This window comes from Petrotoga olearia DSM 13574 (assembly GCF_002895525.1).
Classification (GTDB): Bacteria; Thermotogota; Thermotogae; order Petrotogales; family Petrotogaceae; genus Petrotoga; species Petrotoga olearia.
The window spans coordinates 156456-181085 of the sequence record NZ_AZRL01000022.1; the positions used below are offsets into that span (position 1 = coordinate 156456).

The window sequence follows — 24630 nt, forward strand, 5'->3', positions numbered from 1 at the left end:
TTTAAATTGAAATAGTACAAAACAAGAGGTGGGGTAGTTGTGGATATATCAACAATAATAGGATTATCATTAGCAATAGTTGCACTAGTAGTGGGTGCAGGAAGTGAATTTACAACTTTAATAGATATCCCATCTTTTTTTATAACTGTTTTGGGATCTATTGGTGCAACTTTCATCGCTCATCCAAGTTCAAGGTCTTTTAAAATGTTTAATATTATCATTGAAGCTTTCAAAAATCCTAAGATAGACAACCTTGAAACATTGAGGACCTTATACTCGTTTTCTGAAAAAGCAAGACGGGATGGTATGATATCTTTGGAAGAAGATTTACCCAGTGTTCAAAGTGAATTTTTAAGAGATGGTTTGAGAGCCGCCGTTGATGGTACGGATCCCGAAGAGATTAAAAAGATATTGGAAGTGAAGATGGACATGTACCAAGAGACAGAAGAAGATAAGATCTCAGTTTTGGACACTTGGGGAGCTATGGCTCCAGCCTTTGGTATGATAGGAACTTTGATAGGATTGGTTTTGTTGTTAGATACTCTTAGCGATCCGACAACTATTGGACCAAGGATGTCTCTCGCTCTTATTACAACATTATACGGTGCTCTTATTGCAAATACCATCGCTCTCCCACCTGCTGAAAAACTAAAAAAAAGGGTGGATAAAAACATCAACCAAATGAGAATGATGTTGGAAGGTATACTATCAATAGTACAAGGTGAAAATCCACATTTGATGGAAGAAAAACTTAAGGCTTTTCTCAGTGAAGAAGAAAGACTTGCCTATGAAGCAGAAAAGGGTGAGACTGTTTTGTAATTTAGAGGTGATATTTTATGCCTAGAAAGAAAAGAGAAAAAAAAGGTGAAGCCAAATGGATGACAACTTTCAGCGATATGACTACTTTGTTGTTGACAATGTTTATCGCATTGTTTTCTATGGCTACTATATCACCAGGAAAATTTCAACAGGCGGTTGTTAGTTTACAAAGTGCATTTCAAGGTCAACCAGTTGGGATACTAGTAGGTGGAAGAAGCATTTCCGAAGAACCTTTAATTACTTCTAATCCTGGAATTAGGCAAGAATTATTAAAAATTATAGAAGATGAAAGGTATAAAGGGAAAATTACTATTGAGGAAACGGATAAAGGGACGATAATATCTATGAAAGACATTGCCTTTTTTAGAACAGGGAGTGCTGAATTAACAGCCGAAGCGAAAGAGCTGTTGTATAGAATAGGTACAATTATATTAGAACACACTTCTAACGCTATCGAAATTTATGGTTTTACAGATGATCGACCAGTTTTATCTTCAAGTTTATATCCTTCTAATTGGCATTTGAGTTCAGCCAGAGCAGCAAGTGTAGTTAGTTTTTTTACTGGAGAGTTGAAAAATAGAAGGTTAGTAGAAAAGATGGCTGAAATAAATTCTGGGCAATTTGATATAGATTATTTTTACAATTTAGATAGGTTCTTCCCAATTGGTTTGGGGGATCGTGAAATAATGAAAGAAATTAACCTCCTGAGGGCTGAAATTGACTCTCGAAAGTTTCTTGCTTTAGATCAATTCACAAAAGGAGAAATAAATTCTGCACAGTTGCAGCAAATTGAAAAAGAATTAGAAAATGAATACAATACAAAGTTGGATGAATTAAGGCAAAGATACAGAAGAATAGATATTCTTATACTAAGACAAAGGGTAAGATAAATGCAACAAAGTGGAGGCGAAAGATTTTGGAAAATGAAAATATAAATTCAGATGAAGTTACAAGTAAAAAATCAAGGCCATCTTTTTTAACAACTTTAATAATAGTCATTGTTGTTGCCTTAATAATCTCAGGAATCACATCCTTTTTTATAGTGAGAATCTTAACATCAAATGTTTCTTCAAGTTCTGATCAATCATCACAAGTATCTGCTACAACTCCTGCTAGAGTGGTATTAATTATGGAAGGCTCCAGATATACCATGATGTTAAAAGGTGGTTACGATATTGCTGTTATAGATTCATTACAGTTAGATGTAGGAAGTACTCAGGCTAGAGATTTAATAACTTCCAACCGTATAGAAGTATTAGAAGCGATACGAATGATATTTCTGAATAAAACACGAGGTGAACTTTCAACTCCACAAGGCATTGAGTTAACCAAAAAACAAATTAAAGATACGATAAATGAAATGCTGGGATTTACTGGCGAAAGGGAAAGGTTAGGAGTTGTAAAAGTGACTATGATTATAATGACTATAACAACCAATCAATAATGAAAAAGAGGTGCTCGTATGCCTGACGATGAAACCCTTACCCAGGAAGAAATAGATAGTATTTTAAAATCAATGAGTTCTGGAGAATCACCAGAAGAAGTTCTTGAAGAATATCAAGAAGAAGAAAGAAGAATCAAAGATTACGATTTTAGAAGACCCATGAAGTTTTCAAGAGAGCAACTAAGAACTCTACAATTAATCCATGAAAGTTTTGCGAGAGAGCTATCTACTTATCTTTCAGGCAGAAGTAGAACATTTGTAGATGTTAAATATGCCAGTATTGACCAAATTACTTTCTCAGAATTCCAAAAATCGTTAAACTCACCGACCTTTATTGTTATTTTTTCGTCCGAAGCTTTTTCTGGAAGCGCTATTTTGCAAATGGGTTTAGACTTGGGATACGTCATAATAGACAGACTTTTAGGCGGATCGGGGAACACTCTTGAAGAGATTCGCCCCCCTACTGAAATAGAAATGAACATTTTAAGAAAAGAAGCTTCAGTTATGTTAAGAATGCTATCAAAATCTTGGTCAAACATAGAGGAGTTTGATGCCAATTTAGAAAATTTAGAGACAAATCCCCAATTTGTTCAAGTTGCCCCTTCAAATGAGATGACAATTCTTATAACGTTGTCCGTTACGATAAAAAATGTACAAGGATTTGTTAATCTTTGTTTCCCTTCATCTTCGTTGGAACCTTTGAACGATAAATTGACAACAAGAATGTGGACTACCTCGTACAGACATACCGAAGAATTTAAAGAAAATCTAAGGCAAACGTTATTACTTTCAAAGTTAAATTTATCAGCTATACTTGGTAAAGCAGAGATATATTTAAACGATTTTTTGAATCTTGAAGTTGGTGATGTAATCCGTTTAGATTCTTTTTACGACGAGCCAATTGATCTGGAAATTGAAGAAAGACCTATATTCAAAGTAAATGTAGGTAAGAGTAAAGGCTTTTACAGTGTAAAGATAGTTGACAAAAATAGAGAACTTCTAGAAAGACTGCTTATTGAAGAAAGCATTAAAAAAAAGGTAAAAAATCAAGATTCTTCTGAACAAAATGAAACTACAGAAAACAGGAGATGAATTAAATGCCTGAGAGTGAAGACAGATTTTTAAACCAAAATGAATTGGATTCATTATTAAATGGGATAAATAACTCCGATGATCCAGAACAAGAAGAAAGCCCAAAAGACTCAAACATAGATAATGAATTGGACACACTTTTGGATATGATAGGTGAAATTGCAAATATCGCAATGGGTTCTGGTGCAACAACCCTTTCAACTTTACTAAGAAGAAAGATAGAAATCCAATATCCCCAAACAGATATTATTAAATTTAAAAATATCGTAACTAATTTTGAAGGAGAAAATGTTGTTGTTACAGTAGAGTACAAAAAAGGTTTATATGGTTTGAACACCTTAGTATTACCTTTGAATTTAACTAATATAATAGCTGATTTAATGCTAGGAAAAGAAGTACAAAATATCGAAGAAAGAGAATTAGATGATATTAGTTTAAGCGCCATTTCAGAAGCGATGAATCAAATGATGGGTACCGCTTCAACAGCTTTATCGGATTTTCTAAAAACAAATATTGATATTTCCCCACCCAATACTAAGGTAATGAACTTCTCCGATCCCAATGTTGAGTTTCCACCGATAGAAACAGACAAAGAAGCCTATGTTATCTCAATAAAGTTCACCATAAAGATCTCTGGAATAGCTGAAACGACTTTCTGGCAATTTATACCAATGAAATTTGCTAAAAAAATTAAAGAACTTATGGAAAAAACCTTTGGAAAGGTTAACAAAAATAAAGAAAGCCCCATAAACTCAAATAAGCAAGATAAAAGTAATTCCAAAGTGATCAAAGAGAAAAAAATAAAAGTTCAACCAGTAGAATTCGGAGAGTTTGAAAAAAAGGAAGAACCTATCTCCCAAAATATAGATCTATCAAGGCTGGAACTATTGCTTGATGTTCCTTTAGAAATAAAAGTTGAGTTAGGATCTACTAAATTAAATCTTAGAGAGATCTTAGAGTTACACGAAGGCTCAATGATACAATTAAATAAATTGGCTGGTGAACCTTTAGACATCTTTGCTAACGGAAGATTAATAGCTAGAGGTGAAGTTGTAGTTATCGATGAAAATTTTGGAATTAGGATAACAGAAATTGTCTCGTTAAGAGAAAGGATGAAAACTCTGAAATGATAAATAAGAAATATTTACTCTTTTATTTACTTGCTTTTTCCACCCTTATATTTGCTAAACCAAGCGTGGAAGGCCTTTTAGAGAGTTATTTGGGGTACAAAAAATTAAAATTTGATATTAATATTCAGTTTCAAATAACGGAGAGTAAAGAAATATCGACGAAATTAAGTTATATTGATAACAGATATATAATATTTACTTTTGAAAAACCATCTTTATTTAAAGATATTTATTATTGTTATGATCTGTTTGAAGCGGTTTTTTACACAAATGTTCGTGAGGAAATAGATGAATACGATCAAATAACTATACGTACGGCTACTATTCCTGATTTACTTTTATCATTTCTACCATTTTTTAATCCAGAAAATTTTGATGTAATGGTCATAGAAGAAGGGATATATGAAATTCAAAAATACCTCCCAAAAACCAGAAATTTCTTAAAATTGCTTAATATAGATTTTACCAAATTCAATATTTACTATTTTAAACCTTTTGAAAATATAAAAATTCTAGAAAAACTAGAAATTTTGAATTCTCAAGAGAATAAAAAGATCATAATAGACATCAAAGAAATAAGACCTCTCTCTGATGAAGAAGCAGATGACGAACTAAATAAAATGCTAAAATTTTCTTAGTTTCACTATAAATGAGCTAACTCTGGCAAGGAATAATCTGCGTACCTTTTTTCCACATCCTCCCTGTTTTTCTTTCTTTTCAAATAGGTAAGTTGTTCTCTCAAAAGCTTTTTACTTTCTGGTTTCCCATGCCCAGGAAAAACTGTTTCTATATTTAATAAAGATAAGCTATTTAATTTAGAGATCCACTCGTCAACATTAGAATTGAGTATTTCAGCATGCACCTTAGAAAATACGAGATCACCACTTATTAAATATCCTTGCGGTTTAAGGATATAAATTGTTGAATCTAAAGTATGTCCACCTATATTTTCTGCTGATAAAATTTGGTCTTTTAAGAAAAGAAAGATAGAATTTTCGAAAATGACGATGTTTTTTTCTTTTAAAGCCTCATTGAAATTGTTGAAATTATACTCAGCTACCTTAGAACTTTCTTTTAAAAACGTAGTATCCAAGTTATTAAGAAAATCAAAGGTTTTTCTGTTCATATATAGATCAAATTTACGTTTGCTAAAAACAGCCCCAAAAGTATGGTCAGGATGAAAATGAGTGAAAAAAACCTTTTTTAATTTTTTTGAAGTCCGTTCTTCGACTATTTTAACCATATCTTCAAACTTTCTCGGATAAAGAGAACCGTCAAAGGCCATCAATCCGTCGTCGTATTCTAAAAATGTAACAGAACTTGCGCCATTTTCAAACCAAAAATTATAGACATTATCGAAACTTTCAAACATAAAAATCACCTCTAAAAATAAATAGTTAGCACCTCTTATTATTTTTTAATTTCCATTATATTTTTTCTATAAAAATAATTGATATTCCTTGAACCAAGTGATATAATTTTGTTAGGAATACTAATCAATTCAGGAAGGTGAATCTTTTGATCAAAGAGTTCATTAAAAAATACTGGTGGAGATACCTCATCGGGATTCTCTTTCTTATTACCGTTGATATCATTCAACTTTTTATCCCACGACAAATTGGTAGCATAGTAGACCTACTAAACACTCAATCCCCAAATCTTAATCAAATTAAAACGTTAATCTTTGGAATAATTATGTTAGCTGTAGGGTTGGGTATTGGTAGAGTTTTTTGGAGAATTTCAATTATTGGAGCCGCCCGGCTTTTTGAATATCAGACATGGAAAAAATTGTTCAATCATATCATAGGCTTGGACCAAGATTTTTTCGACAAGTGGAGAACTGGGGATTTGATGACTAGGTTCACTTCTGATGTTTTAGTGTTAATGCGTATGATGGGAATATTGGTTATAATGCTTGTTGATACAATAGTACTGACAACTTTGACCTTATTTGCAATGGGTAATTTTGTGAATTGGAGATTGACGTTTATATCAGTACTACCTCTTCCTTTAATAGCAATTATCTCACTTTTTTTCGGGAGATTTATCCATAGAAGGTTCAGAGAATTACAAGAAAAAACATCGGAACTATCCAATATAACCGAAGAAAATGTTTCTGGTGTGGATGTTGTAAAGTTGTATTCCAACTATGACACGATGCAAGGGATATTTGACAATAAATCTCAGGAGTTCTATAATTCTTACATCCGATTGGTAAAAGTTTGGGGATTGATGTTTCCTTTAGCCATGTTAGTAGGACAATTAGCAATTATTTTTGTTTTCAATTTTGGTGGACCCATGGTAATAAACAACCAGATAACTCTCGGAGACTTCATAATGACTAACCAATATATAGGAATGTTAATATGGCCAATGATGGCGGTTGGAAATTTAATCAACTTAATACAAAGAGGAAGAGCTTCTTTAAGAAGGGTTAATGAAGTTTTAGAGCAAAAAAATTCTGTCAAAGAACCTCCAAGAAAAGATTTTGAGTTTCAGGGCCACTATCAAATCAACCATTTAACGTTCAAATATCCAGGTTCACAAAGAGTAGTATTGAACGATATAAACATGAATATAAACCCGGGAGAAATGATAGCCTTTGTTGGAAGAATAGGTTCAGGAAAATCTACATTAGCGAAACTCCTTGTGAAACTATACCCTGTTGACAGAGAACAGATATTTTTGGATGGAAAAGATATAAACGATGTAAACGGTGAATTTATAAGAGACAATGTTTCTTATGTACCCCAAGATAGCTTTTTATTTTCAATGACGATAAGGGAAAATATAGCCTTTTCCGATGAAAAAATGGAAGATAAAGTGGAAGAATTTGCAAAACTTTCTCATGTCCATGACGACATAATGAGCTTCGAAAACAAATACGACACAATTGTTGGAGAAAGAGGAGCTACACTTTCTGGTGGTCAAAGGCAAAGGGTTACCATAGCAAGAGCTCTAGCTAAAAGATCAAAAATGATAATATTGGACGATTGCCTTTCCGCTGTAGATACCGAAACGGAAGAAGAAATAATCAAAACTCTTAGGCAACAAGCAGAAGATAAAACAATCCTAGTTATATCTCACAGGCTCAAAGCAGTTAAAAACGCCGACCAAATCTATGTATTCGACGATGGGCAAATCGCTGAACACGGTAATCATAATCAGTTAATTTCACGAGAAGGTATTTACTATTCTATGTACATGAAACAATTAATAGAAAAAAATTTGGAGGAGTAGAGTAATGGCTTCTGTTCATGAAGAAATATTTTTAGAAGAAAAAGAGAAAAGTGAAGGCGATCTCAAAACATTCATGAGATTGTGGGGATACATAAAAAAATACAAGTTACTACTATTTTTGACGTTTTTAACTTTGGCTATAGCAACCATAATAGAGCTAGCCCTACCAATTTTTATACGATATGGGATTGATGATGTAATAAATGTGAAGTATTCTTTTAATATGGTTCCCGGGAATGAAATGCAATTTGTTGAGCAAGAAAACGGAGCTTATAATTTAGAGAAAAGAGACAACAACTACTATATGGTTAACAATCAAACAGGCGAAAGAATGCAAGTCTCAGGAGAACAATATTCTCAATACTTTGATACAGCTATTCGAAAAATACAAGTGTTTAGCCTTATCTTTATATCAATACTTATGGGACAATTTCTTTTAAATTACGGTCAAGTCTTCTTTGCTAACGTAGTCGGTCAAAAGGTTATTTTTCATCTAAGGAAAGATTTATTCAATCATATATTAAAACTCAACTATACATTTTTTGAAAAAAATCCCCCAGGCAAAGTTACAACACGTGTTGTCAATGATACACAAAATCTTTCAGATTTCTTCAGTGATGTTGTAACAAGTTTACTCAAAGATATAGCGATAATAACTGGTGTAATAATTTTAATGATGGTCTTAGACTTTCAACTAAGTTTATACACAATGTCTATGTTTCCCATTATTGTGGTGTCAATTGTTATATTCAGACATTTTGATAGAAAGGCCTATGACATGGTTAGAACAAGAATATCCGCTCTAAATTCTTACTTAGCTGAAAATCTATCTGGAAGTAATGTTACAAGATTATTCAATCAAGAAGAAAGAAAGAAAAATGAATTCGATTACATGGCTACCAAAGTATATCGTGCAAATATTCAACAAATGTACGTATTTGCTATCTTTAGACCCTTGATGAGTCTTTTGCAATATTTTACAATCAGTATTTTGCTTTGGTTTGGTTCTTTGTTATTTACAGATGGGCAAACAACCTTTGGAACTATCTATGCCTTTACTTCTTACATAGATATGTTCTTTAGACCTTTGTTTGACCTAGCAGAAAAGTATGACATAATGCAGAACGCATTCGCATCAGCCGGGAAAGTTTTTAAGATATTTGACCAAGAACAAGAAGATTTTGGGAAGAAAAAACACATTAGTATACAAGAAGGTAAAGTTGAATTTCAAAACGTTAAATTCTCGTACGACGGAAATACAGAAATCTTAAAAGGTGTAAATTTCAAGATAAATCCCAATGAAAGAGTAGCTATAGTTGGCGAAACTGGTTCAGGAAAAACTACAATAATTAAATTGATAAGTGGCCTTTACAAATATCAAAGTGGTAAAATACTGTTAGACGATAAAGAATTATATGAATACGATCTGAATGAATTACGCAAAAAAATTGCTGTTGTACCTCAGGACGTATTCTTGTTCTCTGGAACTATTTTGGATAATATGAGATTATTTAACCAAGACATTCCTGATGAAGAAGTAAAAAAGGTTGCAAAATCCGTTTACGCAGACGAAATTATCTCACGTTTGCCTCAAAATTACTATACAGTGATCACAGAAAGAGGTGGAACTTTATCATCTGGTGAAAGACAGTTAGTAGCCTTAACTAGAGCGGTACTTTTTAATTCAAAAATCATAATTTTAGACGAAGCAACAGCTAACGTAGATGTCGAAACAGAATATTTAATACAACAAGCTCTAAATAAAATATCTGAACGTTCAACTATAATTTCCATTGCTCACAGACTTTCGACCGTAAAAAGCTCTAACAGGATAATAGTTGTACATAAAGGGTTAGTTGTTGAAGAAGGAAGTCATGAAGAACTTATCAACAACCATGGAATTTACTATGACCTTTACAGGCTACAATTCCAGAATAGCTGATAATTAAGAGACTCTGAAGGGGGCTCATATATTGAATTTCTTCGATAAAATACCGACGAACACATCCGTTTCACCAATATCAAAGGAACTCTATTTAAAAAATGATTCAAATATCGGCGTATTAATTCTACATGGTTACACAGGTTCTCCACATGATATGTATTACATAGGTAGACAGATTCACAAATCTGGTTTTTCTATATACATACCAAGACTCCCGGGACACTGCACCAATTCCAACGATTTTTTAAACTCTAATTGGAGAGATTGGCTCAGAAAATCAGTAGATTCCTATCTTGACTTAAAAGCCTACCACAAAAAAGTCTATATTTTAGGCCTTTCTATGGGAGGTGTATTAACAACTCTCTTAGCAAGTAAATTCCATCCAGAAAAAATTGTTTTAGCTGCTCCTGCACTAAAGGCAAAGGATTGGAGGATAAATTTAACTCCATTCTTTGGTTTGTTTATCAAAAAAATAAAAAGGAAAAAGCCTCAAACATTCGATGACGAAAAGCTCGATTATCTTGCTAACCAATATTGGAATTATGACTGGCCTTCAAAGGCAGCAGACCTTTACAAGCTGCAAAATATGGCACTTAAAAACCTTTCAAAAATCACATCTAAAACTTATGTAATACTATCGAAAAAAGATGAAGCTGTTCCTTTTTCGGTAAAAGAAATTATAGAAAAAAATATTAAAGGAAAAACTGAATTTCTGATATTAGAAGAAAGCGGGCACGTAGTTGTAAACGATATCGAAAAAGAACACGTAGCAACAGAGACTATAAATTGGCTTAAGAAAGAATAACTATTGTTCAAAATAATATAATTATTTCTACTTTGAAATTCTTTCTTTTAATAAAACTTGTTGCAAATAGTAAGCGGTGTAAGTACCACTCTCAGCTATTTCTTCTGGGGTGCCTGAAGCTACAATATAGCCCCCATTTTCTCCCCCTTCTGGACCTAAGTCTATAATGTAATCAGCATTTTTAATAATGTCCATCTCATGTTCTATTACTATAACGGTATTACCTTTTTCAACGAGGATATTAAGAACTTTTATTAATTTCTTTATATCTTCGAAATGAAGACCCGTAGTAGGTTCATCAAGTATATAAACGGTATTACCCGTTGATTTCTTTCTCAACTCGGAGGTTAATTTAATCCTTTGAGCTTCTCCACCTGAAAGGGTAGTTGCAGGTTGACCCAATCTTATGTATCCTAAACCCACATCTTGCAATAGCTCTAAAACATTTTTTATTAACGGTAAGTTCTTGAAAAAATCTAAAGCTTCATCCACTGTCATCTCTAAAATATCAGAAATATTTTTACCTCTGTAAGTGACCTTCAACGTCTCTTTGTTGTACCTCTTACCTTTACATACATCACAGGTTACATACACATCAGGTAGGAATTGCATCTCGATCTTCAAAACTCCGTGACCTTTACAGGCTTCACATCTTCCGCCCTTAACGTTGAAGGAAAACCTTCCCTTATCATATCCTCGAATTTTTGCCTCAGGTGTTGCTGCGAACAGTTCCCGAATATAATCGAATACTCCAGTATAAGTAGCTGGGTTACTTCTTGGAGTTCTACCAATAGGACTTTGATCTATAGAGATCACACTATCTATATATTTTAAACCTTCGATCTTTTCATATTCTCCAGGTCTAACCCTCGAATTGTAGAGTTCTTTTTGTAAAGCAGGATACAACGTATCCATAATCAATGAAGATTTACCCGATCCAGAAACTCCGGTTATCGCCACAAACTTCCCCAACGGAATCTCAACACTGATATTTTTCAAATTGTTGTGTTTTGCACCAATTATCTTTAAACTACCATCCTTTTCAACTCGTTTTTTATCTAATATTTCAATTCTCTTTTCTCCTCTTAAATACTTTCCAGTAAGGGACTTATTAGAGTTCTCCAACAATTTATTCGTAGGCCCTTGAAAGATCACTCTTCCCCCATTAACACCTGCACCAAGTCCAAGATCGATTATATAATCAGAGGACCTAATAACGTTCTCGTCATGCTCCACAACTATTACGGTATTATCAAGGTCTCTCAATTTTTTCAATGTATTTATCAACCTATCGTTGTCTCTTTGGTGAAGCCCTATAGTCGGCTCATCCAAAACATATGTTACGCCTGTCAATCCCGATCCTATCTGTGTGGCCAATCTAACTCTCTGAGACTCTCCACCAGAAAGCGTTGTCGCATTTCTTCCAAGTGTCAAATAGTCAAGTCCTACATCTATCAAAAAAGTTAACCTTCTATTTATTTCTCTAAGAAGTTCGTGAGAAATTTCCATTTCAAAATCACTCAGTTTTAAGGCATCAAAGAAAAGTTTTATTTCACTTATTGGCATTTCTGTCAAATCGAATATATTGTATCCATCAATCCTAACGCTTAATGCCTCTTCCCTCAATCTTTTGCCGTTACAAGTTTGACAGGTCTTTTGAATCATAAAATTCCTCTCGATCCATTCCCTTATATCCCGTGAATCTGTTTGCTTGTACCTTCTTTCGTACCAATTCACCATCCCCTCAAACTCTCTAGTAAAAGCATAACTATCCCCATTTCTTTTTGAAAAGGAAAAATCTATTTCTTTGTCAGTGCCATATAGTAAGGTATTTAAAACTTTCGAAGGCATGTTTTTTAAAGGTTTTGATGGATCCTCCCCCAAACTTCGAACAACATCTTTCATCATGCTCACCATGAAGGTGTCTTTCCCCATATTCAAAGCAGCCCCATCCTCTAATGACTTATTTATATCAAATATATATTCAGGCTCAATCTCCAATTTAAAACCTAATCCATGGCATTCTGAACACGCACCATAAGGACTATTGAATGAAAATAATTTGGGATTAATTTCTGGAAAACTGTAACCACATTTAGGGCAAGCTAGATTCTCAGAAAAAGTTTGAGAAGAAACAACGTTCTCCTCGCTATCCATTTCCCTAATTTCTACAAAGCCATCACCTTCTTTAAGCGACAATTCAACGGCTTCGAAGATTCTCTCAAAATTATCTTTTCTTAACTTTACTCTATCAACAAGGAGATTTATATTATGCCTATAGCTCTTTTCAAGTGAATCTATCTCATCTAAATCGTATATCACTCCATCAACTTCTACCCTTTTGAAGCCTGAGACCTTCATGCTATGGAGTTCTTTTTTAAACTCACCTTTCTTTTCCTTCGCAATTGGAGCAAAGATATACAATCTTGCATTCTCTTTAAAATTTTTATAAATATTATCGGCAATTTCATCTACTGTGGAACTTTGCAAAGGAATATTGCACTTTGGGCAGTAAGCTTTACCAACCCTTGCAAACAAAACCCGAATATAATCATAAATCTCTGTGATGGTACCAACCGTTGACCTTGGATTATGACTTACAGATTTTTGTTCAATAGCAATTGAAGGAGAAAGTCCCTCGATCAATTCTACATCTGGCTTTTTCAAATTGCCTAAAAACTGTCTTGCATATGAAGAAACAGATTCCAAATACCTTCTTTGACCTTCCGCATATATAGTATCAAGTGCTAAAGTTGATTTTCCTGAACCCGATAAGCCGGTAATGACTGAAAGGGTATTCTTAGGTATCTCAACATCTATATTTTTTAAATTATGCTCTCTAGCACCTTTTATTCTAATCCATTTACTATCCATATATATCCTCCTGAAAAAGCAAATATTTACCCTTTTTAAACATTTATATTATACAATTAAAAAATTAACGCTAAAAGAATTTTATTTATCTTTTAACAAAGAAGCTCAAAGTATCTTCTATGTTAGATTAACAGGCAAAAAACAATTAACCTAAAAACATACATATATGATATAATTAGATTACATTGTAGGTAACAGCGTTGGGACTCACTCCTCCTTTCCTTATGGGGGGAGGATCACAGTTCCTCTTTATCCATATGGTCAGACTGCAGGGTCTAAGGGGCCGAAGGCCTCTTCCTTAGAAGGGTGGGGAGCAGGGCGAATCCTACTCCTCCTTTCCTTATGGGTGGGGAGCAGGGCGAAGGGGCGCTAATACAAGTTTTTAAAGACATTACCATAACAAGGAGTTCTTTTAATGAAAACAGCAATGATATTTGGAACGCGGCCAGAAGCAATAAAAATGGCACCATTATATGAAAAGATGAAAGAAGAAAATATGGAAGTTAAAGTAATAGCAACCGCTCAACACAGAGAAATGCTCGATCAAGTGTTGAATCTTTTTGAAATAAAACCAGACTACGACTTAAATATAATGACAAAAAACCAAACTCTACCCCAACTAACTTCAAAACTTATTACAGAGATAGATAAAATACTAAAAATTGAACCATTCGATTACGTATTAGTACAAGGGGATACAACTTCCACTTTTGTAGGAGGTCTGGCTTCTTTTTACAACAAAATACCTGTTGGGCACGTGGAAGCAGGTTTAAGAACGAACGATATATACAACCCTTTCCCAGAAGAAATGAACAGAAGACTAACAGGCACAATTGCAAAGCACCACTTTGCTTCCACCCAAAAGGCAAAAGATAACCTACTAAAAGAAGGTGTAGAAGAAAAAAACATAATAGTAACTGGGAACACGGTTATAGATGCATTACTATGGGTTAAAGAAAACAAAAATAAAGATATAGAAAAGATTAAAGAAAAGTACAACATAAAGAACAAAAAGTTTATCTTAGTAACCATGCATAGAAGGGAGAACTGGGGAAAACCGATAGAAAACGTTATGAAAGCAATAAAAAGGTACTTACATGAAAACGAAGAAATGCACATAGTATTTCCCGTTCACTTAAATCCGATAGTAAGAGAAAGTGTGTATAAAATACTTGGGAATGAAGAAAAAGCCATACTAATAGATCCTGTTGAATACTTAGAATTCATAGCGTTAATGGACGAAAGTTATTACATCATGACAGATTCGGGAGGGATACAAGAAGAAGCACCCACCTTGGGTAAACCAACGCTGGTGTTAAGAGAAACAACGGAAAGACCCGAAGCAATAGAAGCAGGAACAGCAAAATTAATAGGAACACAAGAAGAAAAAGTGTATCAGGCAATGAAAGAACTAGAAACAGAAAAATATGCACAAATGAGCAAAGCAACCAACCCTTTTGGAGATGGGAAGGCATCTCAAAGAATCGTTGAATTTTTGAAAAAAAGCTACTTCTATTGATAAATGCTATTTTCATTTGCCACCATTCTATTCCCCGACAATTCGGATTTATAATACAACTCTTCATAAAGTTGCAAAAAATCCTTAATAGAAGTCTCTTCACTCAAATCAATACATTTATTACTCTCATCAAGCTTAACTTTTAGATTAAAATCATCTATTATCCCCTTAACCTTAGAAAACTCAAATTTCGTGTAATTACCGTTTTTAATAACCTTATAAAACTTCTTCAAATACAAAGGTTTGCCTTTGAGTTTCTCACTAAAATAATCGATACCTTTTAACTTAACATCTTTACCAAATAGATTTCCCTTTTTCTTTATTTCCTCGATAACTTCATCTTTAGCCTCTTCATATTTCTTGTAAAACCCGAAATCTCTTTCAAAATAAGTCAGATTTTTAATTAAGACAGTATCTCCAACAACCATGTAATCAAAACTATTTTTAGGAATTATGAAAAGCCGTTCTTTTAAAGGTTGAATTTTACGTGCAGTAAGAGCTAGAATCCTTTTGTCTTTAAAGATTTTGGAAGCCGTTAAATATTGAATACCTAACAAAAAATCATTCAACTCTTTACTATACAACTTTACTATCAGTTTGAACTTCTTAATTGTTTCCAAGTCTTCATTAGAATAATTTTTTATATACTTACCTTCACGAATAATCTCAACAATATCCCCAACATCACTCACATTCTCTTTAACATCTTTTAGATACAAAAAACTCCTGTCATGAATGACTGTCTCGTACTCATCTACCTTGTTTGACTCTTTGTTGATTAAATCATTTAAAAACTCGTCAGCAGAGGCCAGAAAAATGCTCTTGAAAAAGAAGGGATCTTCATTTTTCAACCAAAATATCTCGTCTTTCTCATTTTGGATAAAAACATCCACTATGAAATCCTCTGAAGTATCTATTAACTCTCTAAGAGATTCTAAATTCTCTTTTAAAAAGATATTCTCTAAAATCTCATCCCAATTAACTTTATTCATCTCTTGCCACCCATCCCCAAATAAATATCTTTGGAAAACTCTTTTAATTTCATTCCTTCGGTTATTGACTTTGAAATCAACCAAACCGGCCGCATACTTTTTTTACCTTCGTCCATAAGATAAACCTTGTAAATACTATAGCCAAACAAAGCAAGAACAGGGTTTATAACAATTAAATCTGTCTTCACATAAATATTGCCTACAATAAAAACGATTATGGCAAAAGAAATCAATTCTTTTATGCCACCCATATTGATAAAAGGCAAGATATAAACAAAAATATAATCCAATAATCTCACATTCTGCGATTCTACTTTCTCGAATTTAATGAACTTTTCCTCGGCATTCGTCTTAGCAGAAATAAAAAGAACCAAGGAAACAGCAAAAACAAAAATCGAAAAAATACTAAAAAACAAGAACAAAACGTTCCCAAAATTATTAATGGCAAAGATAACAAAAAGAGGCAGATACGAAAGCAAAAACAAAAACGATTTAAACAACGTATTGATCATACCAAAACCTCCCCAATGAGGAAATCTATATATCTTAATAAGTCACATATTCATAATTATAACAAATAAAGCTATCTTTTATTTCTCTATCACCCTTAAGCTTCATGTAGAAAGCAGTTATTTCTTATGATATAATAAATCGGTAGATAATAAAAACACAGTCTTTATAATTTCAAGGTGAAATCTTATGAAAATACTAATCATTGGTTACATGCACCCAAAATTTGACAAAAGAGTACATAGAACAGTTAAAACTCTTTCTAAAGTTCATGAGATTATTTACCAATACTGGACCAATAAAGATGAAAAAGAATATATAGATGGAAATATAAAATACATCCCCATAAAAGACATCAAAGGGGCAAAAGGCAGCCCTTTGAAAAAACTTATAAGTAGAGGGCCTCTCGATAAAAAAATATGCGATTTGGTATCTGAAGAAAATTACGACATCCTATACATGCATCATTTTTTAGCAAGCAGACCTTTGGAGCCCTTTAAAATAGCCAAAAAAAGAAATAAAAAAATAATTTACGATATTCACGAATACCATCCCGAAAATTTTTTAGCAGATTTAGAAGGAATTATTGGAAATTTAAAAGTGAAAACCGTCTGGAGATTCTTTAAAAAGCAGTTAGAACTCTCGGATCTGGCAATATTCGTTTCAGAAGAAACAAGAAATGATGCTGTTAACAAAACGAACATAGATATAGAAAAAACGTATATTATACCCAATTACGCAAATTTTATTATAAAACCCGATATTCAAAAAAAGAGAAAAGAAATTGTCTTAGTTGGTAAAGTAACAAGAAAGATAGAAGATGAGAAAAAAATCTTAAAATCTTTAATCGAAAAGGGTTTTAAATTCAAGGTTATAGGAATGGATTCAAAAGAGTTTATAGACATTGCTCATGAATCTACAGAATTTTTACCTTACGATGAAATGATGAATGAACTAGCTAAGGCCTTGTTTTCTCTAATTTCTTACAACACCGTCAAAAACAGAGATTATAAAAATGACATTTTCGCCTTGCCTCACAAGTTTTACGACTCCTTAGCTGCAGGCACTCCTGTTATTGTAAAATCTTCTTTTGTCTCAATGGCTAAACAGGTAGAAAATTTAGGCTTAGGAGTAGTTATAGACCCAGCTAACTTGGAAGAAAGTGTTGAAAAGATTACTAACGCATACAAAAATTACGAAAACATCATAAAAAACGTTGAAAAACACCAAAAAGAATTTATTTGGAATGAAGAAAAAGAAAGAAAATTTGTTGATCTGATATCTCACGTAACCAAATAACCCGTACTTTTTTGGAAAACTCCCTTTCCTTTTGTTAACACCTCATCACTTTATTTCACTCTATCCTCAAAACTTCTTTAACTAACTCTGATTTACTGAATTAGTTGAAAAGTAAAGCTTTTACTGTATAATCAATCTTAAATCTCTTTAATCGCCTCTAGTTACCTTTAATCGGATTTGATAAAATACTATAATTCTGATAAAATAAGAATACGTATTCACCAAGTATTTAAAGTAATTATGTAAATTCTCAGATAAATCGAATTCATATTTTAAAGGGAATGAGGGAAATTTATATGAAAACAATGAAAGAAATTGCCAAAATGGCTGGAGTTTCTCAATCAACTGTTTCAAGGGTGATAAATAATAATCCTAACGTCAGCCCTGAAATCAAAAGAAAAGTTTTAGAATACATTAGAAAATACAATTATCAACCAAATAGAACGGCTCGAAGCCTTGTCAAAAATAAAAGTTTTCTTATTGGAATAGTACTACCTGAATTAACGAACCCTTATTTCCCAGAAATACTAGAATCATTAGAAGAAGAAGCAAATTACTATAATTACAACATTGTACTGTCAATCACTTATGGTAGTCTTCAAAGAGAAAAAGAACAAATAGAAATGCTTTTAAGTAGAAGAGTCGACGGGTTAATCATAAATCCAACAGATTTATCGCATGTTGAACATATAATTAAAATCAAATCGATCATACCTACAGTCATATGTGCCCAAGATTTAGACGGTTTTGATTATGTAACAGTTGACCACTATTTAGCGGGAAAAACCGTTGCTAAATATCTAATAAATAAGGGACACATAAACATCGGATATATTGGATATTTAAAAGATAAAAAATTAAAAGGATTTTATGAAGAAATCATAGCTAACAATTTGAATTTTAACGAAGATAATTATTTAATGGATCCTGAGGAGATATCTGATTTCAAAAAAAACAGTGAAAAAAAGTTATTAAAAAAAATAATAGATAACAATATAACAGCAATCTATACTATAAACGATATTATAGCAACAAAAGTGATCAATATGTTGATAAAAAATAAAATGAAAGTTCCGGATGATATAGCGGTGGTAGGTTTTGATAACACCATAATTTGTAATTTAACAAATCCACCATTAACCAGCGTTGCACAGCCCACCCGTGAAATCGGTAGAAGAAGTGTTGATATATTAGTCAAAAAAATAGAAAAAACCGATTCACACTCAGAGTATAATTTAGATCAAATTTTTCTACCACCTAGATTGGTGATAAGGAAATCCACATAATCAAAGAACTTACAGAGGAGGAAAGATGTAAATGACAGCTATCAAGGTAGGGATCATTGGAGCAGGAAGCGCAGCATTTTCTTTAAGATTGGTTAGCGATCTTTGTAAAACAAAGGGATTATCAGGAAGTCTAGTATCCTTAATGGATATAGATAAAGACAGATTGAACGCAGTACACATGCTTGCTAAGAAATTTGCAGAAGAATTTGGAGCAGATTTGAGATTTGAAACTACAACAAATGTTGAAGACCCAATAAAAGACTCAAGTTTTGTTGTAAATACTGCCCTTGTTGGAGGGCACAGTTACTTTGAACAGGTAAGAAATATTTCAGAAAAACACGGATATTACAGAGGAATAGACTCACAAGAATTCAACATGGTTTCAGATTATTACACAATAAGCAATTTCAACCAATTAAAGTTCATGCATGATGTTGCAAAAGCTATTGAAAGGATATCTCCGAAGGCATGGCTTTTGCAGGCAGCAAACCCTGTCTTTGAACTAACAAATTTAATAACAAGAACGGTCCCAATAAATATGGTTGGAATATGCCATGGCCATCATGGAGTAGACCAAATAATTGAAAAATTAGGATTAGATACGGAAAAAGTCGAATGGCAAGTAGCTGGGGTAAATCATGGAATATGGTTAACAAAATTCATGTACGAAGGAAAAGATGCCTACCCCCTAATTGATGAATTATTAGAAAAAGAGGTTAAAAACTTCAAACCCACCAATCCATTTGATGATCAGATCTCTCTAGTTGCAAAAGATATGTATGAATTCTATGGAAAAATGCCCATTGGAGATACTGTCAGAAATGGAAGCTGGAAATACCATTACAACCTTGAAACAAAGAAAAAATGGTTTGGAGAGCCATGGGGAGGCGTTGATTCAGAATTAGGATGGAAATGGTATCAAGACAGACAAGCAGAGATTGCATTAGCAATGCAAAAAGTTGCCAAATATTTCCAAGAGAATAAAAACGCCAAACTACTTTCAAAAGAATCATTCAACGAGATAATTTCTCAAACAAAAAACGATGTAAAAGAAGAATTCACAAAAGAAATATACAACTTGCTAGATCCTGAGAGGAAAAGCGGCGAACAACATATATTGTTGGCAAATGCTTTATTAAACAATGAAAAAGTAGATCTTGTTCTCAATTTACCGAATAACGGTACTATACCTGGCATTCCAGACGATGTAGCCGTCGAGATTCCTGTGTATGCCGACAAAGATGGAATCCATCGTTATAAAATAGACCCAGCACTTCCAGAAAGGATAACAAAGATGTACCTATACCCAAGAATTATGAGAATGGAATGGGCATTAGAAGCATTCCTAACTGGAGATAGAAAAGTACTTGAAGAATTTTTGATCAGAGATCCACGTACCGAATCTTACGACCAGGTAGTAAAAGTTATTGATGAAATTCTTGCTTTGCCAGGTAACGAAGAAATGAGGAAGCACTACAGCAAAAAATAGTTTATTTTAGGGGGCTAATGCCCCCCTTTACTTAATAAACAAACTTATCTGAAAAGATTTTGTATAAATCCTCGTTAAAAGTATCCGTGATAAATTTATCTATTTCTTCTATTTCAAATGTTTTCATTATAGATTTTTTGCCAAACTTAGAACTATCAACAAGCATATATATTTCATTACAATTTTCTGCCACTATCTTTTTTATACTTGCACTTTGTGGAAGATTTTCAAATGTGCCTTCTTCAAAAGAAAAGGCACTACAAGAAAAAAAGGCTTTTTCTACACGGATTTCTTTCATCATATTCTCGGGAATTACCCCAACAGTTACACCATTTTTGTTATCTAATGTTCCACCTGCAACTACAACGTTGTGAGTAGGATTTTCACAGAGTGCCAATGCAGTGTAGAGATTATTAGTTACAATGTTCAAAAACTCTTTTTTTTGAGCTATTTTTTGAGCTAAAATATAGCAAGTACTACTTGCATCTAAAAACAAAGTCGAATCTCGAGTTATAAATTTTAAGGCTAACTCAGCAATCTTTTCTTTTTTATCCTGATTAAGTTTCATTCTCTCAAAAAATTGAGCTTCAGATAAATTATTTCTCTTTTTTCTTATACCTCCGTAGAATTTCTCAATTAGCCCTTTTTTATAAAGCTCTGAAATATCCCTTCTTAAAGTTACCATAGATACATCCAACTCTCGAGCCAAATCTTCTATATTAGCAGATTTTTCTCTCTCTAAAATTTCTAAAATTCTATCCTGCCTCATAACTTTTGTCATTAAAATCACTCTCCATCGATGTTTTATATAAATATGTTTTAAAGAAAAAATTAAAAAGTTTAAAATCATGCAAAAAATCCGATTATGGTCGATTATAATGAATTATTTCCGAATAACTCGAAAATTCTTTGATTATGTTAGTTTTGTATTTCGCCTAATTACTGATATACTATGTTGAAATTATATCATAATATTATCACATGATGATCATATTTTACAAAAATATAATATTAAATTTAGGATTATCAATTCAAACAATAAAAAACAGGAGGCTACAACATGCTAGAGGAGCAATTAAAAAAAGAAGTTGCAGAATTTGCAAAATTAGTATGGGACAGAAAACTGACAGATGGAACAGGCGGAAATATGAGTATAAAATATGGAGACAAAATATATATTACTCCAACATCGACTATAAAACACTTTCTAACAGAGAAAGATATCATCACAGTAGATAAAAACGGAAATAAAATTGACGGGCTCAAAGAACCTTCTTCAGAAAGAAAAATGCATATTAAAATATACGAAAAAACAAATGATGTAAACGCAATTATTCATGCTCACCCAGTATATGCTACCTCTTTCGCGATCACCTTTGAGAAATTACCAATAAATGCTCTTCCTGAATCTTCTTTAGTATTGGATCCAATAACCTATATCCCCTATCAAATGCCTGGAACCCAGGAATTTGCAGATGCCTTTAACGAAGGTTTAGAAAAAGGATCTCGTGTATTCGTTCTCCAAAACCATGGTGTTACCGTTGCGGGAAAGGACATGAATGAAGCATATGTAAAGTTGGAAACTTTAGAGTTTCTCTCTCAAGTTTCATTTATTTCAAAACTCTATTCTAACGTGAATGAAATACCAGACGAGAAAATAGCTGCATTCAAAGAATTTTTCAGAAGAAACAAGGAGGAGCAATGATGGAGTTAACTGAGATAAAAGAAAAAATAAAAAATAGAAAAAGAGCCATGTTTAACAAAGTATAGATCGATTAGTAATGTGGAACAATTATAAGAAGCGAATTAGAATTTAATCCGTTAAAAATGCATGCAATTAAAGAAGCAAAATCGCATCAAATAAAAAGGGAAGTTGTTCTAAAAAAATACTTATAAAGAAAAGGTGATAATCTTGAAATATCTACACTTAGCTATCGATCTCGGGGCGTCAGGTGGAAAAGTAATGGCTGGTAACATACACAATGACAAACTTATATTGAGTGAAGTAAACCGTTTTTCAAATTCCCCGGTTGAAATAAATGGAATATCTTATTGGAACATTTTAAATTTGTATAATCATATAATTGATAGCATTCAAATAGCTCAAAAAAATGATCAAAAGATACTATCCTTAGGAATAGACAGTTGGGGAGTGGACTTCGGACTTTTAAACGAAAATGGTTATTTAATAAACAATCCAATTCATTATAGAAATATGTTTAAAACGAATACAATGCAAGAGGCAATAGAAAAAGCTGGCAAGAAATGGATATATGAACATTCTCCAACACAGTTTCAACCGTTCAATACGTTGTACCAAATATTAGCCTACCAAAAATACGCCCCAGATTTTGTCAAAATATCAAAAGATCTTTTGATGATCCCATCATTATTAAATTACTTTTTAACCGGTAAAAAAGCTATTGACTTCACAATGGCTACAACTACTCAAATTTATAACCATAGAAAAAGAAAATGGGACGATGAAATAATGAAAAAGTTTGACATTCCTGATATATTACCTGAAATAGTACCTGCCGGTACAAAAATCGGTAAAATAAAAATAGATGTTTTAAATAACAATTCAAACATAGATGTAATTCTTCCAGCCAGTCACGACACAGGGTCCGCATATGCCGCAATTGCTTCAGACCCCTCAGATACCATGTTCATTAGCTTAGGAACATGGTGCTTGACTGGTGCCATTGTTAATGAGGTCCCCTACAACGAAGAACTCATGGAAAACAATTTAGCCGCAGAGGGTTGCTTGGATGGATCTTTTAGAATATTGGCAAACGTAACAGGAATGTGGTTAATCCAAGGTATTATAAAAAGTCTCAACTTGCCGGATAATAGCGATACTTATCAAAAAATTACAGAAATGGCACAGAACGCAAAACCATTTTCTTCTTATATCAATGTAGATGATCCTTCTTTACAAAACCCTCAAGACATGATACAGGCAATAATTCAACAATCTATAAAAGATAACGATACCGTTTTAAATGAAACATCTCAAGTCATAAGAACGGCGTTGGAAGGGATTGCCTTCAAAGTAAATGAAGTTAAAGAAAAACTATCAAAGATATTGGAAATCGAGTTTAAAAGGATCCATGTGGTAGGTGGAGGAACCAGAAATGAATTACTTTGTCAATTCATTGCGGATGCAACAGGACTAACTGTTTTAACTGGCCCTATTGAAGGAACAGCCGTAGGAAACTTAGTCTCTCAGTTATACGCCTTGGAACTTGTAAAAAACTTTGAGGAAGCAAGGGACTTAATAAAAAGATCTTTCGAATTTCAATGTTTTAAGCCAAAAGAACATGATATCTGGAAAGAGGCTTTTATTTCTTTTCAAAAGAAAAAATGATATAATTAATACGAATAATGGGCGGACTCTTGTCCGCTTTTTGTATATGAAAGGAGTGGAAATTCCTTTATCCAAATGTCATGTGGGCTTACTGTGGGGTGGGGAGCAGGGTGAAGGGCCGCTAATCGATGTTTTAGAGTTCCAAAAGACAGTACGTAAAATTTAAAAAGGAGGTCATATTTTATGAAAGTATTAGTTACTGGTTTTGAACCTTTTGGGGGCGATAAAATAAATCCAACAGAAAAAATTATCGACTCCCTAACAAATGAAAAGTTTGAAGAAGTTTCAATAGTTACAAAGGTCCTACCTGTTGTGTTCAAAAAAGCTGATGAAATTTTGACAGAACTAATGGCAAAACACAAACCTGATATCTCAATTCACTTAGGATTAGCGGGTGGTAGGAGCAGTATAAGCTTGGAAAGAGTAGCTATAAATCTGATGGACGCTAGAATCCCCGATAATGAAAATTATCAACCAAAAGACGAACAATTAAGAAAAGATGGGGAAACAGCTTACCTATCTAAACTACCTATAAAAGAAATAGTCAACGAATTAAGGAAAGAGGGAATCCCTTCTGTTGTTTCTAATACTGCTGGATTATATGTCTGCAACGAAGTTATGTATTTAAGTTTGTATCACTCTGAAAAATTTGGATTTCCTATTAAGACAGGTTTTATCCATGTTCCTTATCTACCAGAACAAGTCATTGAAAAATTTCTCACAAATGGTCAAAATATACCTTGCCTGCCGTTAGACTTACAGGTAAAAGCAGTGAAGATAGCAATTCAAAAAACTATAAAATTATAACTTTTATAT

The 24630-nt window shown here is 33.0% G+C and carries 21 protein-coding genes; 16 read left to right on the top strand and 5 right to left on the bottom strand.

Features of this window, described 5'->3' with window-relative positions; translation table 11 throughout:
• Positions 1-39 precede the first annotated feature (39 nt).
• From X929_RS08720 to X929_RS08745, 6 genes are read left to right on the top strand one after another with little or no spacing between them, the layout of a single operon-like run.
• Positions 40-819 carry a motility protein A gene (locus tag X929_RS08720; RefSeq protein ID WP_103067637.1) on the top strand — a complete coding sequence of 260 codons (780 nt, stop codon included), beginning with the start codon at positions 40-42 and terminating at the stop codon, positions 817-819.
• 17 nt (positions 820-836) lie between these two features.
• Complete coding sequence (locus X929_RS08725) at positions 837-1709, top strand: OmpA/MotB family protein (RefSeq protein WP_103067638.1); 873 nt, start codon at positions 837-839, stop codon at positions 1707-1709.
• Between the two features lie 26 nt (positions 1710-1735).
• Positions 1736-2263, top strand: coding sequence for a flagellar basal body-associated FliL family protein (locus tag X929_RS08730; protein ID WP_103067639.1), 528 nt, complete (start codon positions 1736-1738; stop codon positions 2261-2263).
• 18 nt (positions 2264-2281) lie between these two features.
• Complete coding sequence (gene fliM / locus X929_RS08735) at positions 2282-3355, top strand: flagellar motor switch protein FliM (RefSeq protein WP_103067640.1); 1074 nt, start codon at positions 2282-2284, stop codon at positions 3353-3355.
• A 5-nt stretch (positions 3356-3360) separates the two neighbouring features.
• Positions 3361-4485: a flagellar motor switch phosphatase FliY gene (gene fliY / locus X929_RS08740; RefSeq protein ID WP_103067641.1), complete on the top strand. Its 1125-nt coding sequence runs from the start codon at positions 3361-3363 to the stop codon at positions 4483-4485.
• On the top strand, positions 4482-5123 hold the full coding sequence (locus X929_RS08745) for a hypothetical protein (protein WP_103067642.1): 642 nt from the start codon (positions 4482-4484) through the stop codon (positions 5121-5123). The genes fliY and X929_RS08745 overlap by 4 nt, the downstream gene beginning before the upstream one ends.
• A gap of 5 nt (positions 5124-5128) precedes the next feature.
• Here the strand turns inward: X929_RS08745 and X929_RS08750 are convergent, their stop codons facing one another.
• A complete protein-coding gene (locus X929_RS08750; protein ID WP_103067643.1) occupies positions 5129-5857 on the bottom strand; it encodes an MBL fold metallo-hydrolase in 729 nt (242 codons plus the stop codon).
• A gap of 137 nt (positions 5858-5994) precedes the next feature.
• Between X929_RS08750 and X929_RS08755 the strand changes: the two genes are divergently transcribed.
• Genes X929_RS08755 through X929_RS08765 form a run of 3 tightly spaced genes read left to right on the top strand, consistent with a single transcriptional unit; the run spans position 5995 to position 10475 of the window.
• The gene (locus tag X929_RS08755) at positions 5995-7725 is read left to right on the top strand and encodes an ABC transporter ATP-binding protein (RefSeq protein WP_245858697.1); all 1731 of its coding nucleotides are present in this window, start codon (positions 5995-5997) and stop codon (positions 7723-7725) included.
• 4 nt (positions 7726-7729) lie between these two features.
• A complete protein-coding gene (locus tag X929_RS08760; protein WP_103067645.1) occupies positions 7730-9667 on the top strand; it encodes an ABC transporter ATP-binding protein in 1938 nt (645 codons plus the stop codon).
• A gap of 31 nt (positions 9668-9698) precedes the next feature.
• Entirely contained in the window at positions 9699-10475 is a 777-nt protein-coding gene (locus X929_RS08765; RefSeq protein ID WP_103067646.1) for an alpha/beta hydrolase, read from the top strand.
• A 27-nt stretch (positions 10476-10502) separates the two neighbouring features.
• Here X929_RS08765 and uvrA read toward each other — a convergent pair whose 3' ends face one another.
• Positions 10503-13349 (bottom strand): excinuclease ABC subunit UvrA, encoded by a 2847-nt coding sequence (uvrA, locus tag X929_RS08770; RefSeq protein ID WP_103067647.1) that lies wholly within the window; start codon positions 13347-13349, stop codon positions 10503-10505.
• 415 nt (positions 13350-13764) lie between these two features.
• On the opposite strand from uvrA, the gene wecB reads away from it, so the two are divergent.
• Positions 13765-14868 (top strand): non-hydrolyzing UDP-N-acetylglucosamine 2-epimerase, encoded by a 1104-nt coding sequence (gene wecB / locus X929_RS08775; RefSeq protein ID WP_103067648.1) that lies wholly within the window; start codon positions 13765-13767, stop codon positions 14866-14868.
• Here the strand turns inward: wecB and X929_RS08780 are convergent.
• Positions 14862-15860: a Kiwa anti-phage protein KwaB-like domain-containing protein gene (locus X929_RS08780; RefSeq protein ID WP_103067649.1), complete on the bottom strand. Its 999-nt coding sequence runs from the start codon at positions 15858-15860 to the stop codon at positions 14862-14864. The genes wecB and X929_RS08780 overlap by 7 nt on opposite strands.
• Positions 15857-16372 carry a hypothetical protein gene (locus X929_RS08785; protein ID WP_103067650.1) on the bottom strand — a complete coding sequence of 172 codons (516 nt, stop codon included), beginning with the start codon at positions 16370-16372 and terminating at the stop codon, positions 15857-15859. Before X929_RS08785 ends, X929_RS08780 begins: the two co-directional genes overlap by 4 nt.
• 187 nt (positions 16373-16559) lie before the next feature.
• Here X929_RS08785 and X929_RS08790 point away from each other — a divergent pair, with 187 nt between their 5' ends.
• From X929_RS08790 to aglA, 3 genes are all read left to right on the top strand, one after another.
• A complete protein-coding gene (locus X929_RS08790; protein ID WP_103067651.1) occupies positions 16560-17669 on the top strand; it encodes a glycosyltransferase in 1110 nt (369 codons plus the stop codon).
• A 281-nt stretch (positions 17670-17950) separates the two neighbouring features.
• Positions 17951-18955: a LacI family DNA-binding transcriptional regulator gene (locus tag X929_RS08795; RefSeq protein WP_103067652.1), complete on the top strand. Its 1005-nt coding sequence runs from the start codon at positions 17951-17953 to the stop codon at positions 18953-18955.
• Positions 18956-18986: 31 nt separating this feature from the next.
• A complete protein-coding gene (gene aglA / locus X929_RS08800; RefSeq protein ID WP_103067653.1) occupies positions 18987-20444 on the top strand; it encodes an alpha-glucosidase AglA in 1458 nt (485 codons plus the stop codon).
• Between the two features lie 31 nt (positions 20445-20475).
• On the opposite strand, the gene X929_RS08805 is transcribed toward aglA, so the two are convergent.
• Positions 20476-21225 carry a DeoR/GlpR family DNA-binding transcription regulator gene (locus X929_RS08805; protein ID WP_169925018.1) on the bottom strand — a complete coding sequence of 250 codons (750 nt, stop codon included), beginning with the start codon at positions 21223-21225 and terminating at the stop codon, positions 20476-20478.
• Between the two features lie 279 nt (positions 21226-21504).
• On the opposite strand from X929_RS08805, the gene X929_RS08810 reads away from it, so the two are divergent.
• The 3 genes from X929_RS08810 (at position 21505) to X929_RS08820 (ending at position 24621) form a co-directional block, all read left to right on the top strand.
• Positions 21505-22149: a class II aldolase/adducin family protein gene (locus X929_RS08810; RefSeq protein WP_103067655.1), complete on the top strand. Its 645-nt coding sequence runs from the start codon at positions 21505-21507 to the stop codon at positions 22147-22149.
• A 207-nt stretch (positions 22150-22356) separates the two neighbouring features.
• The gene (locus X929_RS08815; RefSeq protein ID WP_211286762.1) at positions 22357-23814 is read left to right on the top strand and encodes a rhamnulokinase; all 1458 of its coding nucleotides are present in this window, start codon (positions 22357-22359) and stop codon (positions 23812-23814) included.
• Between the two features lie 183 nt (positions 23815-23997).
• Positions 23998-24621, top strand: a complete 624-nt coding sequence (locus X929_RS08820; RefSeq protein ID WP_103067657.1) for a pyroglutamyl-peptidase I — start codon at positions 23998-24000, stop codon at positions 24619-24621.
• Positions 24622-24630: the final 9 nt, after the last annotated feature.

Bases quoted from the DNA above. Each gene is read 5' to 3' on its own strand.
- X929_RS08780 (WP_103067649.1), bottom strand. From the start codon at position 15,860: ATGAATAAAGTTAATTGGGATGAGATTTTAGAGAATATCTTTTTAAAA.
- X929_RS08745 (WP_103067642.1), top strand. From the start codon at position 4,482: ATGATAAATAAGAAATATTTACTCTTTTATTTACTTGCTTTTTCCACC.
- fliM (WP_103067640.1), top strand. From the start codon at position 2,282: ATGCCTGACGATGAAACCCTTACCCAGGAAGAAATAGATAGTATTTTA.
- X929_RS08790 (WP_103067651.1), top strand. From the start codon at position 16,560: ATGAAAATACTAATCATTGGTTACATGCACCCAAAATTTGACAAAAGA.
- X929_RS08820 (WP_103067657.1), top strand. From the start codon at position 23,998: ATGAAAGTATTAGTTACTGGTTTTGAACCTTTTGGGGGCGATAAAATA.
- X929_RS08810 (WP_103067655.1), top strand. From the start codon at position 21,505: ATGCTAGAGGAGCAATTAAAAAAAGAAGTTGCAGAATTTGCAAAATTA.
- aglA (WP_103067653.1), top strand. From the start codon at position 18,987: ATGACAGCTATCAAGGTAGGGATCATTGGAGCAGGAAGCGCAGCATTT.
- X929_RS08795 (WP_103067652.1), top strand. From the start codon at position 17,951: ATGAGGGAAATTTATATGAAAACAATGAAAGAAATTGCCAAAATGGCT.
- X929_RS08760 (WP_103067645.1), top strand. From the start codon at position 7,730: ATGGCTTCTGTTCATGAAGAAATATTTTTAGAAGAAAAAGAGAAAAGT.
- X929_RS08785 (WP_103067650.1), bottom strand. From the start codon at position 16,372: ATGATCAATACGTTGTTTAAATCGTTTTTGTTTTTGCTTTCGTATCTG.
- uvrA (WP_103067647.1), bottom strand. From the start codon at position 13,349: ATGGATAGTAAATGGATTAGAATAAAAGGTGCTAGAGAGCATAATTTA.
- X929_RS08725 (WP_103067638.1), top strand. From the start codon at position 837: ATGCCTAGAAAGAAAAGAGAAAAAAAAGGTGAAGCCAAATGGATGACA.
- wecB (WP_103067648.1), top strand. From the start codon at position 13,765: ATGAAAACAGCAATGATATTTGGAACGCGGCCAGAAGCAATAAAAATG.
- fliY (WP_103067641.1), top strand. From the start codon at position 3,361: ATGCCTGAGAGTGAAGACAGATTTTTAAACCAAAATGAATTGGATTCA.
- X929_RS08750 (WP_103067643.1), bottom strand. From the start codon at position 5,857: ATGTTTGAAAGTTTCGATAATGTCTATAATTTTTGGTTTGAAAATGGC.
- X929_RS08805 (WP_169925018.1), bottom strand. From the start codon at position 21,225: ATGACAAAAGTTATGAGGCAGGATAGAATTTTAGAAATTTTAGAGAGA.